Annotated in this window: 16 protein-coding genes, 1 tRNA gene and 1 other RNA gene; 9 read left to right on the top strand and 9 right to left on the bottom strand. The window is 31.5% G+C overall.

Annotation, left to right across the window (positions count from 1 at the left end):
• Window positions 1-603, top strand: a 603-nt coding sequence (locus CUL_RS16575; RefSeq protein WP_035142784.1) for a DDE-type integrase/transposase/recombinase, incomplete at its 5' end; no start/stop codon positions are given.
• Window positions 604-1,009: 406 nt separating this feature from the next.
• On the opposite strand, the gene CUL_RS0103365 is transcribed toward CUL_RS16575, so the two are convergent.
• Window positions 1,010-2,407 (bottom strand): ISNCY family transposase, encoded by a 1,398-nt coding sequence (locus CUL_RS0103365; protein WP_081722745.1) that lies wholly within the window; start codon window positions 2,405-2,407, stop codon window positions 1,010-1,012.
• Between the two features lie 201 nt (window positions 2,408-2,608).
• On the opposite strand from CUL_RS0103365, the gene CUL_RS0103360 reads away from it, so the two are divergent.
• Window positions 2,609-2,701: transfer RNA gene (locus CUL_RS0103360), tRNA-Ser, on the top strand.
• Between the two features lie 12 nt (window positions 2,702-2,713).
• Window positions 2,714-2,979: signal recognition particle sRNA large type (ffs, locus tag CUL_RS18280), an RNA gene on the top strand.
• Window positions 2,980-3,018: 39 nt separating this feature from the next.
• On the opposite strand, the gene CUL_RS0103355 is transcribed toward ffs, so the two are convergent.
• From CUL_RS0103355 to CUL_RS0103340, 4 genes are read right to left on the bottom strand one after another with little or no spacing between them, the layout of a single operon-like run.
• Complete coding sequence (locus CUL_RS0103355) at window positions 3,019-3,459, bottom strand: flagellar protein FliS (RefSeq protein ID WP_005588401.1); 441 nt, start codon at window positions 3,457-3,459, stop codon at window positions 3,019-3,021.
• Between the two features lie 12 nt (window positions 3,460-3,471).
• The gene (locus CUL_RS0103350; protein ID WP_005588403.1) at window positions 3,472-4,410 is read right to left on the bottom strand and encodes a flagellin N-terminal helical domain-containing protein; all 939 of its coding nucleotides are present in this window, start codon (window positions 4,408-4,410) and stop codon (window positions 3,472-3,474) included.
• Complete coding sequence (locus CUL_RS0103345; RefSeq protein ID WP_005588404.1) at window positions 4,397-4,600, bottom strand: hypothetical protein; 204 nt, start codon at window positions 4,598-4,600, stop codon at window positions 4,397-4,399. Before CUL_RS0103345 ends, CUL_RS0103350 begins: the two co-directional genes overlap by 14 nt.
• A gap of 8 nt (window positions 4,601-4,608) precedes the next feature.
• Complete coding sequence (locus CUL_RS0103340; protein WP_025640488.1) at window positions 4,609-6,975, bottom strand: DUF6240 domain-containing protein; 2,367 nt, start codon at window positions 6,973-6,975, stop codon at window positions 4,609-4,611.
• A gap of 127 nt (window positions 6,976-7,102) precedes the next feature.
• On the opposite strand from CUL_RS0103340, the gene CUL_RS0103335 reads away from it, so the two are divergent.
• From CUL_RS0103335 to CUL_RS0103325, 3 genes are read left to right on the top strand one after another with little or no spacing between them, the layout of a single operon-like run.
• Window positions 7,103-7,549 (top strand): YaaR family protein, encoded by a 447-nt coding sequence (locus tag CUL_RS0103335; RefSeq protein ID WP_005588407.1) that lies wholly within the window; start codon window positions 7,103-7,105, stop codon window positions 7,547-7,549.
• An 18-nt stretch (window positions 7,550-7,567) separates the two neighbouring features.
• Entirely contained in the window at window positions 7,568-7,864 is a 297-nt protein-coding gene (locus tag CUL_RS0103330; RefSeq protein WP_005588409.1) for a phasin family protein, read from the top strand.
• Between the two features lie 45 nt (window positions 7,865-7,909).
• Window positions 7,910-9,490: an ABC1 kinase family protein gene (locus tag CUL_RS0103325; RefSeq protein ID WP_025640487.1), complete on the top strand. Its 1,581-nt coding sequence runs from the start codon at window positions 7,910-7,912 to the stop codon at window positions 9,488-9,490.
• 55 nt (window positions 9,491-9,545) lie between these two features.
• Here the strand turns inward: CUL_RS0103325 and CUL_RS0103320 are convergent, their stop codons facing one another.
• Entirely contained in the window at window positions 9,546-10,439 is an 894-nt protein-coding gene (locus CUL_RS0103320; RefSeq protein ID WP_025640486.1) for a DnaJ C-terminal domain-containing protein, read from the bottom strand.
• Window positions 10,440-10,664: 225 nt separating this feature from the next.
• Between CUL_RS0103320 and CUL_RS0103315 the strand changes: the two genes are divergently transcribed.
• Both CUL_RS0103315 and CUL_RS0103310 read left to right on the top strand, forming a co-directional pair.
• Complete coding sequence (locus CUL_RS0103315; RefSeq protein WP_005588414.1) at window positions 10,665-11,135, top strand: DUF2975 domain-containing protein; 471 nt, start codon at window positions 10,665-10,667, stop codon at window positions 11,133-11,135.
• A gap of 11 nt (window positions 11,136-11,146) precedes the next feature.
• On the top strand, window positions 11,147-11,362 hold the full coding sequence (locus CUL_RS0103310; RefSeq protein ID WP_005588415.1) for a helix-turn-helix domain-containing protein: 216 nt from the start codon (window positions 11,147-11,149) through the stop codon (window positions 11,360-11,362).
• A 100-nt stretch (window positions 11,363-11,462) separates the two neighbouring features.
• On the opposite strand, the gene CUL_RS0103305 is transcribed toward CUL_RS0103310, so the two are convergent.
• Window positions 11,463-11,642, bottom strand: coding sequence for a hypothetical protein (locus CUL_RS0103305; RefSeq protein ID WP_025640485.1), 180 nt, complete (start codon window positions 11,640-11,642; stop codon window positions 11,463-11,465).
• A 155-nt stretch (window positions 11,643-11,797) separates the two neighbouring features.
• Here CUL_RS0103305 and CUL_RS0103300 point away from each other — a divergent pair, with 155 nt between their 5' ends.
• Window positions 11,798-12,208: a helix-turn-helix domain-containing protein gene (locus CUL_RS0103300; protein ID WP_005588416.1), complete on the top strand. Its 411-nt coding sequence runs from the start codon at window positions 11,798-11,800 to the stop codon at window positions 12,206-12,208.
• A gap of 43 nt (window positions 12,209-12,251) precedes the next feature.
• On the opposite strand, the gene CUL_RS0103295 is transcribed toward CUL_RS0103300, so the two are convergent.
• Window positions 12,252-12,521 carry a metal-sensing transcriptional repressor gene (locus CUL_RS0103295; protein WP_005588417.1) on the bottom strand — a complete coding sequence of 90 codons (270 nt, stop codon included), beginning with the start codon at window positions 12,519-12,521 and terminating at the stop codon, window positions 12,252-12,254.
• Window positions 12,522-12,535: 14 nt separating this feature from the next.
• Window positions 12,536-12,742, bottom strand: coding sequence for a heavy-metal-associated domain-containing protein (locus CUL_RS0103290; RefSeq protein ID WP_005588418.1), 207 nt, complete (start codon window positions 12,740-12,742; stop codon window positions 12,536-12,538).
• Window positions 12,743-13,277 lie beyond the last annotated feature (535 nt).

The following is a 13,277-nucleotide window of genomic DNA, read 5'->3' as shown; positions in this document are numbered from 1 at the left end:
ATTCGACATAAACACCGCTATCATCGGCATGAAGGATTGGCACAGGTTTACCGTAAATCAAGAGATGCCGGCTATAGAAGAACTTATGATTCAATGTGTCGTCAGATAAGAAAAATGAAACTAAATACACCAAAGAAAAGAAAAAGTTATCCTAAATCTACCTACCGAAGGAACTTAGCAACCTATCCGGGAGAGAGAGTTCAAATAGATATAAAATATGTTCCAAATGAATGTATTGGCTTTGCAAGTAATCATAATAGATACTACCAAATAACAGCTATTGATGAATATTCAAGAAAGAGATATTTAGAATTAGTTAATGAACTTAGCACATATAGTACATCTAATTTTTTAAAACGATTAGAAGGTAATTTAGGATTTAAGGTTGAGTTAGTTCAAACAGACAATGGGATTGAATTTGTTAATGATCAAGATATTACAAATAAGAAAACTAGATTTGAAAAATATTTAGAAAAACTAGATATAAAACACAAGCGTATTCGTCCATATTCACCATGGCAAAATGGCATAGTAGAGCGAAATCATAGAATAGATAATGCACCTCTTTTTTCATATTATTATTTTGACATAATCAAAAGATAATTATGAGATGACATTATCAAAAGATAATAACAAACTTTTAAAAACTAATAGTGTCAATAACTTTTGAAAATGTCCTATAAATATTAAATTATTAGCACTAATTTTAGTAGAATTAGTGCTATATTTATTTGATTTTGTTAGACAATTAAAATCTTGACTGCAGGAACCCGTATATATGCTGAAACAGGCTTGGGAACAGGCTCCGCCACCTGGGGTGAAGCGTCCCAGGTGACAAAGCCTGTTGGCACGATTGTGCCAGCCTAGCATACATACCCCTACAATAAAGACATGAACTGTCATGTAAAATCAAATCTATGTGGTAACGTGTGAAATTAGGGTGCACTTAATAAGCCTTCGAGTTTTAGCGACTTAAGGCTGTTTAACGATAAATATCACTGAACAAATTTTAGGCTGTTTTTTCTTTTCTATGTGCCTGTTTATTCATGTATTTTTCAAAAGAAGCTTGTTTCCAAGGATGGCTCATTGGTGGAATATACTTCTTTTTAGGCTTTTCTACAGGTGTATCAAAATCAAAGTTCCTAGATTTTAGTTCATGGATAGGAATTTCTTCTAAAGCATATACCTTTTCTTCTATACAAAAATATAGCTCTTTATTAAATGATTTAATTACCATACCTGATGTACCTTTATAATAGTAAACAGGATAGCCATAAGCATCTAATAATTTAAAGTATTTGTTTTCATATCTGATGCAATGTCCATTATCTATCTTCCTACTAGATAGAACAGCTAGTGTTAAGTTAATTTTTTCATCATCTGGTTGTTTTTCAAATACAGATTTGATATTATTAACAGGAAGAGCAAAAGCATCATTATATTCTTTTATGTAGGAGTTTAAGAATGTATTTGCTTGCTCTATTGTTGTGATACCGTTAAGCCTTAATTCTATGATGAGGCGTGATTGTAGGGTTCTAAATATCCTCTCTACACGTCCTTTGGCTTGCGGTATACTACTAGTTTCAATCTCGATGCCTAGTTGTTTACAGGCATAACCAAACTGAGTAAAGGTATCCTCTTCAATAGAAGGGGATTTTTTCTTTTTATACTCAAATACTGTACGTCTATCTGTAAAAAACATATACGGAATACCATGATTTTTAAGTATTTGACTTAATACGTTGTAATAGCCATTTAAAGTTTCTTGTAAATCAAAGTATGCTCCTACAATAGCTCCAGTAGAATCATCTACTGCTATGTGTAGTTGTGTCTTCTTATCACCAAACCAGAGATGTTCAGAAGCATCCATTTGAATCATTTCACCAAAGTTTGCACATCTAGGTCTTCTAGGATGCGCATCTTCAATTTCTAAGATTTTATTTTGTAATTGTTCAATTTCCTTTTTAGAAGATGCAGCTTCTTTTTGTGCCTTCAATTGTTTCTTTAATTTTTTCTTAGTAGAACGATGAGCCATTGGTGATATTATCTGTTCATTCATAAGAACAGCTCTAACTACACTCGGGGAAACTTTTACATCCTCATATTTTTCAAGAAGTTCAGTGAAATGCTCAAAATTAGCACCATAATACTTTGTTCTGTAAAAATCTACTATTAATTCTTTCTTCTCTTTTTCGATAGTATGAGCAGGTTTTCTACCATGATTTCCATGTATGAATGCTGATTTGCCTTCTTTTTTATATCTTTGAATTAATCTATTAATATGCCTTTGTGTACATCCAATTTTTAAAGCTGCTCTTTTTTTATTCCCGTTAGTTTCAACTAACTTCTTAATTATTTCATATTTCTCTTGTTCTTTCATATTTAAATCTACCTTTCTAATTGTCATCACCTCATTTTTGTATTCAGAGCTTTATTATACAATATTTTTTATATTTTGGGGACATAATCATAAATGGTATAATGAGACATTATCATAAATAAATCACTTTAATAATAACTTTTAAAAACTAATAGTTGACATATGTCTATATTTTAAGTATAATATAAATCTGTAAAGAATAATTGTTATTTGGTAGGCAATGCTTTTGGAGAGGTGGCTGAGTCTGGCCGAAGGCGCACGACTGGAAATCGTGTAAACGTGATGAGCGTTTCGAGGGTTCGAATCCCTCTCTCTCCGCCAATATAATTTTTGCCGTGCTAGATGGGGAGGTAGCGGTGCCCTATAACCTGCAAACCGCTGTAGCAGGATCGAATTCCCAGTCTAGGCGTCTATATTTCAGGGTCTGCCCTGAATAAGTGGCGTTGACGAATGGGTCCTGCGCAACGAAAATCTATGAACCCCGTCAGGTCCGGGAGGAAGCAGCGGTAAGTAGACACTTTCGTGTGCCGTAGGGGTGCCTGTTCTGAGTTAACTGTTTAGGTAACGCCTGGGGTATAACGACGAAGCTGGGTGCACGGTTACATAGAAAAATAGCTGTGGAAAATTCCACAGCTTTTTTATCCCTGAAAACTTCTATTTTCTCCTAATGTATATTCACCTAAATTATCTTTTCCGTATGTAAGGCCTGTTACTGCTTTTGGTTTTTCTTTTATTTCTAGTTCTTTGAAGCCTTCTAGTATAGGTCTTAATATTTTTATATTGGTCTCGAAGAGGGATGGGTCCTTTTTTATTTCTCCTTCTGTTATGGTCTTGTTGATGTAAATATTAATTTCACGTAAGGTTGAAGAAATTTCATCATTTCCACTGAATTGAACTGTTAGCTCTGTTAATATAGCCCTAGAGTTGTTGTTTAACTCTATTATTTGGTCGTAATCTTCATCCTTTATGGCAGAAATACAATTTTTAGAGTTCTCTATTAGCTTTTCAAATAATATGGCTATTAGACCGGCTTCATTAGTGGTTGAAATCCTCTTTTTTAATTCTTGAATATCCGTCATCTATATCATCTCCTATTGTAATAATTGGAGCATTGTTTGAGGCAGTTGGTTAGCTTGAGAAAGCATGGCCACACCTGCTTGTTGTAATATATTTAATTTAACGAATTCACTCATCTCAATGGCCATATCTGCGTCTTCTATTCTCGATTTTGCAGCTGTTAGGTTTTCCGCTGTATTGTCTACATTTCTAATGGTATGTTCCAATCTGTTTTGATAGGCCCCTAATTGAGAACGATGGGAAGCTACTTGTTTTACTGCAACATCATATATTGTTATTGCCTCACTAAACTCTTTTGAGTCCAATGGACCATTGACTTCAAAAGAAGGATCTTTGCCACTTACCCCACTTACATAAATAATAATATTATTAGTTATACTTAATCCTTTGGTCTCACTTCCAATATTGACAGTTACATTTATCTCAGACATATCAATATCAATGTATTGATCTTCATTAGCTCCTATTTGAAGCCTTAATTCAGTAATGGGTATATTAACAGCACCACTTCCACTGCCGCTTACCCGTGTTCCCAATTGCCCCTTCAACAAATATATTCCATTAAAGGTAGTTTCCTTACCTATCTTGTCTATCTGTTCCGTTAATTCCTTCAATTCATTGGCGATAGCTTTTAAATCATCTTCTTCATATATTCCATTAGCCCCTTGTACCGCCAGCTCTCTCATCCTTTGTAGCATGGCATGGACTTCGTTTAATGCTCCTTCTGCTGTTTGGAGTAAGGATATACCATCTAAGGAGTTTCTTGAGGCTTGTCTAAGGCCTCTTACCTGTGCCTCCATTTTCTGTGATATGGCTAACCCTGCTGCATCATCTGAAGCCTTATTAATCCTTTTTCCTGATGACAGTCTTTCTAAAGTCTTTTCCAAGCTATTATTAGTTATTCCTAACATCCTATGAGTATTTAATGCTGGTATATTATTATTTATCCTCATTTTTTTCTCCCTCCATTTTGTTTACATTTTCTATAAAGGATAAGGTCTCTCCAAGAATTTGGAATAATTCCTTAGGAACCTTTTCAATATTTTCTATGGCTAATTCTTCTTTTATATCTATTTTATTTTCGACTTTTTTCTTTTCATAAGCTTTTTTCACTTGTTTTTTTGAAACTAACCGTATTTTCATGTTCTCACCTAAAGGATATTATTTGGTTTCAATTTCTCTAAGGTGTATCCAATTTTCTCTAATCCATCTTTAAGTATGTTTTCATTTTCCTTAATTAACTCAACATTAACTGTATTGAATTCTACATCTACCTTTTCATCTTTCACCTGTAAATTGAACTTTACTTCCCCTAAATTTTTCATATTCATATTAAGATAAAATACCATATTGTTTTTCTGGATTCCCCTATTTATATTGGGAATTATTAAATTTATATTATTATATCCCTCTTCTGTAAATACAGGTAACTGAAGGATCAAATCCTCTTTAGATAATTGATTTTGCAATTTTAAATATTCTTCAATTTCCTTTAAATTTTCTTCCCTTTCCCTATCATTAGAATTAGAAAAGTTGTTTAAATCTTTAAAAGCATTTATAGTTTCTTTAAAATCTTCCTTAACTTCTCCTTTACCTTTTTTAATAGAATTGGAAAACTCTTTTATTTTATTCTCTAATATCTCAATCTTTCCTTTTAATTCTTCGCTATACTTACCTTTATTGTTCAAAAGATTATTAAATATATTTCCTATACCTTTTCCATTATTTAAAATAGAATCTATATTATTAATCTGACTTATGGACATATTTAGATGATTTTTCATTACTATAGGTATTAAAGAATGCTCTTTCCCTTTAAGGTATTTTATTTCATTGACTGATCTTTGGGTCTCTCGATATCTGTTTACCTTTCTATCTACATATAGGTTTAATTCTTCCAGTGGCATATGCTCTAAGGCTATCCCTTCTTTGACACTTATCTTTATCAAGTTTAATTTGGTGTTGGATTTGGCATTTAAATACTCCTGCCTAATTAGACTTTCTTCTGTTTTAGCTATTGGTTCTACTATATTTTCATCTTTTGTATTTAGTTCCAAATGGGAATCATATAGATTGTTTAATGTTATGGTATTAAACTTTTTCGATGCAAAGGCTATGGTGTCGGAATCTAGTCCTCCTAATGTATTGAATATATTGGTAATAGTCCTAGCCTTTTCTACAATTTTTCCATTTAATCCTTGAACCAAATTGGTGTTTGTAGATATTATCTCCTTCAAATTCTCTATTTTAAAATCTTCTTCGTTTTTAATCAGTTGGAGCAGTTCTTTGTCCGTAATGGTTCTTAAACTTTCTATTTCTTTTAATAGATCTGATGATTTATCTGAACCTATATCTGGTTCTATATGTCCTTTATCCTTGATCTTCTCTATCAAGATGGATATATCTTCTTTCAGTATATCCACCCCTTCATCCATTAGGTAAACCACTTTTTCTTCATCTAAAAGGTCTATTAATTCCTTTAAATTGGATTTCATATTCAACAGTCTCTGATAGTTTTCCAATGTTACCTCTACTCCATTTAGCAGGAACTCCCTTATTAATTGGATATTTTCTTCTTTTGCCTCTAGGTTTAAATCTTCTAATATCTTTAATACATATTTTAAGGTTTCTTCCTTTTCTATGGTAAATTCCTCGTATAAAGGGGATATAATGTTTTTATCCAGATTTTTATTGTTATAGGAATGTTTATATTTATATAGACTTTCAATATTAAAGGGTAGGTCCTCTTTAAAAAACTTTACGAAGGTTTCATCATTGTAATCCTTTAAATCATAAAGTCTGTCTATTACCTCCATAACCCTTTCAATATTTTCCCTATTTATTGGAATCCTTTCTTTATGTAAAGCTAATATGCTATCATAGACATCCTTTCCCATCTTCCTGCCATATATCTCTTTTGCTATTATTTCTGCTTCTTTATAGCTTAATTTCCTATCAAACCTTATTAAATCCTTGAAAGATATGTCCCTTTTTATATCCTTTATTTCAATTAAAGTTTCTGCAATCTTTTGTAAGGAATCCTCCTTTAAGTTTATACCTCTTTCCATTAATTGAATACAGGAATCAAAATCTATGTTTTCAATTATTTCCCCCAAATATTTTTTAGACATGAAAAAGGTCTCTAAATTTTCCTTAGTTACTGGAATTTTATTGTCTATTAAATATTCTATCCCTTTTATGGTTTCCTCTGAATCCTCTAATCCTATTCTTTCTATTATTTCCTTAAAATTTACAGGTTTAATCTCTTCTTCTTTTTCTTCTACCTTCATGGATAAAATGTTTTCTTTATCTATTTGAACCTTTTTTCCTACTGTCTGCTGGATTTCCTCTTTTACCCGCAATGAATACAATATTTTTTTATCCTCTAGGACCTTCTCAATTTTTATATCCTTACCCTTTTTTTCTACTAGAACACCTTTTACATCATAGAAAAGGGTGGGTTTTAAACCATAGGCATCTATTAAATTTTCTTTTGTATTTAAATTTATAGCTTCCATTTAACCATCCTCGTACAATGTTTTCATTTACTATATCGACAGTTTTTTTGATAATCTTTAAATAAATATTATATTTCCATATATATTGCCGATAGTATATAATAGAATAGTAAGGGAGAGTGACTTTATGGCGAGGATAGAAAAGGTTGGTGTGAACAATATCCAGCAGGTAGATAGGGTAAAGTCTGCCAATAGAAAGGAGGTTCACGAAACCTTTAAGAATAAGCTTATGGAAATAGAGCAGGAGCATATTCGGGAACAGCTTAAGATTTTATATGATAAAATAGAAACCCAATCGGAAAAACTTCAAGATAAATTATTTATTGAAGATTTAGTCCAATATAAAAAATTGGTAAAAGAGTTTTTAGATATTACAGTAAACAATTCCCATGTCTTTTATAAGGAAAATTCTTTGGATAGAAGAGGCCGTCATAGGGTATATTCTTTAGTAAAGAAGGTAGATAATGAATTAGATGAATTGACTAAGGATTTCTTAAATATTGAAAACAATAGGATAAGGATATTGAGAAGGTTAGACGATATTAAAGGTCTACTTTTAGATATTCTTACATAGTATGGAAGGAGGGTGGACATGGAAGATCTTCTTAAAAAGGTATTTTTTGCTGGCGTAGGTACTTTGGCTTTAACCTATGAAAAAGCCAATGAACTGGTTAAAGAGTTGGTGGAAAAAGGCAAAATTACTATAGATCAAGGAAAACAGTTGAACGAAGAGCTTAAAAGAGTTGTAAAGGATAAGGACCCGAATGCTCAAAATATTGCAGATACTGAAATGAATATAAAAGCCTATTTAGATAGTTTAAATTTAGCAACAAAAGATGATATAGATAATATAAATAAAAGGATAGATGAATTAGAAAAGAATATTTAATATGGGGGGATAGACCATCTTGGGCATACAAGATGGTTTCTTAATATGGATAATAATTATATTAAAAAGAGATTTAAGGAAATTGTATCCGTTGCATTGAAGCACGGGTTTAAAAATGGAATAGGAGACCCAAAGGAATTAAGGCTGGTATTGGAAGAGCTAGGTCCTTCCTTTGTTAAAATTGGTCAAATATTGTCTACCAGACCAGATATACTTCCCATAGAATATATTAATGAATTTCAAAAATTACAGGATGATGTAAGCCCCGAAGAGTTTTCTATTATGAAGGAAGTTATCGAATTTGAGTTACAGGGTTCTATAGATGAAATATTCACTAACTTTAAAAAAACTCCTATAGCTTCTGCCTCTTTATCAGAAGTGTATTTAGCCAAACTGAAAACAGGGGAAAAAGTTGTAGTAAAAGTTCAGAGACCCTTTGTAAAGGAAAAGATGTTATCGGATATTCAGATATTGAAAAAAATGGCTCCTTTTATCAATTTTACTGCTACAAAAGAAGTAGTAGATATGAAAAAGGTAATAGATGAATTGAGTACTGCTGCTGAAAAGGAATTAAACTTTATAGAAGAGATGAACAATATAATCAAGTTTAAAGAAAATAATATGGATGTAAAGTTCATAACCGTTCCCAGAGTATATGAGGAATATTGTACTCCTAGAGTATTGGTAATGGATTATATATCTGGAATAAAAATTGATAATGTAGATAAATTAAGGGAAGCAGGTTACGATATCCACGATATCGCTACTAAAATAATCTATAACTATTTTAAACAGGTTTTTGAAGATGGATTTTTCCATGCAGACCCTCACCCTGGAAACATTTTAATCTATGAAAATACTATTAGCTATATTGACTTTGGATTGATGGGTAATTTAAGTTCAAGTTTAAGGAAGAAATTAAATGAATTTCTAGCAGGTGCTTCGACAAAAGATGTGGATCTAATGGCTAAGTCTATTCTGAAGATTGGAATAAAAAAGGGACCTATAGATTTAAACCGATTGTATAGGGATATAGAAATATTATATAGCACCTATATAGATGAAGCTATCCATGATTATGATATTCCTCAAATACTGGAGGAAGTTATAGTAGTATGCAAAAAAAATAATATAAATATGACCCATGACATTACCCTTTTAATCAAAGGAATGATGACCCTCCAAGCGGTATTAGCCAAGATAGACAAGGATTTGACTTTAATGGATATAGCCATTCCCTATTTTAAAGATAGGATGGTAAAAGAAAAAATTAAGGATTTAAATTTTACGGAAATAGCTGCCTTTTTATATTCTTCAATTAAATCCACCTTCCAACTATCTACAAAGGTTTTAGATATTATCAATGCTGGGCTAGAAGGAAGGTTGAAACTGAATTTGGAGCTTAAGGATATGGAGGAAAATTTCAACGAGATAAATAAAATGGTAAATAGGCTCATCTTCGCCATAATAGTTGCTGGATTATTGGTAAGCTCCTCTTTGGTTATAAATGCTAATATAGGTTTAAAGATATATGGCATTTCTGCCATAGGAATTGTGGGATACTTGGGAGCAGGATTGGCTGGATTATTGCTATTGATTTCAATAATAAGGTCGGGAAAACTATGACAATTCACAGTTCACAATGCACAATTTGCAATCTTTTTCAATTGTCATTTGCCCCTTAGCCTTTAGCCTGAATATCCCTTAATTGTTCGTACAGTTTTCTCTGCTGCTCTGTTAATTTAGGTGGATTTACTATGTTAATCTCCATATATAAATCCCCTTTGTTTTCCTTCATATCCCTATAGCCTTTTCTCGGTATTCTTATTTTTTTACCACCTTCCATATTTTCTGGAACCTTTATCCTAACTTTGTCCTCTAAGGTCTTTACTACTACTGTAGTTCCCAAGGCTGCTTCCCAAGGATATAAATCTATTCTCTTATATATATCTAGACCCTCCAGCCTTAACCTTTCATCCTTAAGAAAGTTTACCTTTAAATATATATCTCCATCCATTCCAGCTTTTTCGCCTTTAATCTTTATTTTTTTCCCGGGCAATATTCCTTTAGGTACTTTTATCGACAAAGTTTTAGTTTCATTTCCTATTCTAAAAGACAAGGGTTTAGTTATGCCTTTATATCCTTCTTCTATGGTTATATTGATTTCCGACTCATATTTCTGAGTAGTAGATCTATTGCCAAATATATCTTCTCCAAATTCCCGTCCTCCGAAAAACATATTGAAAAAGTCGCTAAATCCTCCACCAGTGCCTCTAGTAGAGTAAGAAAATCTTCCATTGCCAAAGTTTTTAAATCCAAATTGGGAAGGATCGAAATTTTGGCCATGGCTAAAGTTGTAACCACTACCGAAAGTATCGTACTTTTTTCTCTTATCTTCATCCCCTAATACCTCATAGGCTTCGTTTATGTCTTTAAACTTTTCCTGAGCTTCCCTATTCCCTTGGTTTAGATCAGGGTGGTATTTTTTAGCTAATTTTCTATAGGCTTTCTTTATTTCGTCTATACTTGCATTTTTATCTACTCCTAATATCTTATAATAATCTTTATATTCCATTTACTTACCTCCTTCTCAAGTCAATAGGAGAATAGAACTTTGACTTCCTTTGACCTTCCTGTTAATTATAATCCTTTTTATGTAAAAAATCAATATTATATTTATTATTATGATTTTTTCATACGAATTTATTTATAGGTTTTTATTGTTTTTCGATAATTTTTTATTGACTAACGGTAATTTTTATAATATATTTAAAGTATAGATAAAAAAGGAGTGGGTGAAATGAAAAATAAAAAGAATATAACAAAAGTTTTAAAGATTTCTATAGATATATCTTTTTGGTTAATGCTTGTTTTAATATTATTACTCTCTGCTGAGTCATATAAAGGATCCAATGAAGCAGAAAGTGTTTTAGTGTTTTACACTATTCTTAGACTTATCCTAGGAGGAGCAGTCTTGTATGTTTTGTACTCCTTAAAAAAAATCATTTTAACAATAGAAGATAAAAAACCCTTTGATTGTAAAAATATAAAAAGATTCAACAATATTGCTAAATCTATTTTCTTATTTGGATTAATTCAAAGTATTAGTAAACTACCTTCACAAAAGGGTTTTTTACTAATAGGTATACCCAACTTTAATATTCATGCAGACATTTTAATCTATATAATACTTGGATGTTTAGCTTTAGTTTTAGGTCAGGTGTTTAAACTAGCTATTGAAATAAAAGATGAAAATGACTTAACTATATAGGGGTGTATAATATGGCTATTATTGTAAACTTAGACATTATGATGGCAAAAAGAAAGATGTCTTTAATGGAATTGGCAGAAAGAGTAGGTATCACCAATACCAATCTATCCATATTAAAAAATAACAAGGCTAAAGCCATAAGGTTTTCTACTTTAGAGGCAATTTGTCGAGAGTTAGAATGCCAACCTGGTGATATATTGGAATATAGGAAAGATAAAGAATTCTAGTCACTCTTATTAAAAAATCAATAATAAAAAGGCATCTGTTGAAACATTATAAGGATGCCTTTTTAAAACTTTTCTATTAATAATAAAAAGAAACTAGTATTTATACCAGTTTCTTTTTATTAGACCTATTTTCCCCTTCCCCATACCCTTCCATATTCCAATATTCCAAAATCATTGAATCCAATTCTTTGCTTAATTTCTCTATTTCTTCCCAATTCTTATCTTCTGCATTTAATTGTTCATCTAATAGATTCCTCAATCTATTAATTCTGAAAATCAAATTGCATTCCCCTCCCTTAAGATTAATTTCTAAATCCTTAGGTCTTACTAAATAGCATAATATTTTTTATGCCATTTGGCAAATACTTTTTTATGCTATAGGCCAATTTAGTTGTAGAGGATAAAATATTAAAGTTAACTTAAAGGAGTGACATAATGGGTAATAAAGGAAAGCTAAATTTTAAGGATATAGGAGCAAGAATAAGATTAGAAAGAGAAAAATTAAATTTAACAAGGGAGAAATTTGCAGAAATCGTTGGATTATCATCTTTCTACATAGGTCAAATCGAAAGGGGAGATAGAAGGATGAGTTTAGAAACTTTGGCTAAAATCGCTACTTCCCTTCACCAGTCTGTTGACTATTTGCTCTATGGCGAAGACGCCTACGAAGTCAAAATAGAATTAGGTAAGGATTTTTCCGTGTTGGAATCTACGGATAAAGATTACGACCCGTATTTAGACGAAGATTTAAAGGAATTGTTTTTAATATTATCTCAATGCTCTAATAAGGAGATAATCCTTTTTAAGGATTTAATAAAACTAATAATCCCCTATATTAATAGATAAGTTTCTTCCCTATTCAATTCAAGAAAGAAACTTACCTTTAATGTTATTTTATATATTTATCTATTATGGTAATTATTTCTTCTATTTTTTCTTCTCCCTCTTCTTCCCCTTCTAATATGGCATCCTTTACACAAGACCTAATATGAGCATTTAATACGTCTATATTAGCTTTTTTCAGTAGGGCTATGGCAGACAAAATCTGGGTAGATACATCTACACAATATCTATCCTCTTCTATCATCCTGATAATCCCATCTATTTGCCCTCTAACGGTTTTTAGCTTCATAGCTGCCTTTTCCTTACCTGGATTCATAATGTCACCTACTATTAATTAATTTCTACTACATCATAGCCTGCTTCTTCTACAGCCTTCTTTAAATTTTCTTCTGTTAGATTATCTCCTATAACTTCTACCTTTTTACTTTCCAAGTTTACATCTACATTGGATACTCCTTTTAATTCTTTCAATGCATTGGTAACTGCCATTACACAATGATTACATGACATACCTTCTACTAATAAAATCTTTTTCATTTTGACTCCTCCTCGTATACTATGTTTAGAAGTACTTTTTATTAGGTCTTCTAAGCATAGTATTATTTTTATACAATTTTTAATTGAGATATCCTAATGCTATAATTAAACTAAGGATAATTAGCGAAGGATAATTCTGCTCCTCCTTGCAAAACCTTATGGTTATTGCCCATTAAGCATGCTTCCTGACTTAGTCATCATAATCTTCCAACTCAGATGCTGCATCTCTTTGACTAGACCAACAGCAAGGTAATTTTCAAAGATGAATGCTAATAGTGCGAGGTTGAAGTTAGTGACTAAGATTAGGATATCTCTTTTACTAATTGTTCTCCAACTACCTATGAAAGGCGGTGATAATATGAAGAACAAAATTTTATCAACTTTATTTGTTGGTATTGATGTTAGTTCTAAGACTAATGTCTTATGTGCTCTAGATTTTCAAGGGAATAAACTTCTTAATCTAAAGGCTTCGAACAACAATCCTGGTGCTGAATCTATGTCAAAAAGTATCGTGGAGTGCTTAAGTTCTAATAAG

This window comes from [Clostridium] ultunense DSM 10521 (genome assembly GCF_000511955.1).
In the GTDB taxonomy this organism is placed as follows: domain Bacteria; phylum Bacillota; class Clostridia; order Tissierellales; family Tepidimicrobiaceae; genus Schnuerera; species Schnuerera ultunensis.
The sequence above is the reverse complement of the archived record's forward strand: the minus strand, read 5'-3'. Positions and strand labels throughout refer to the sequence as shown.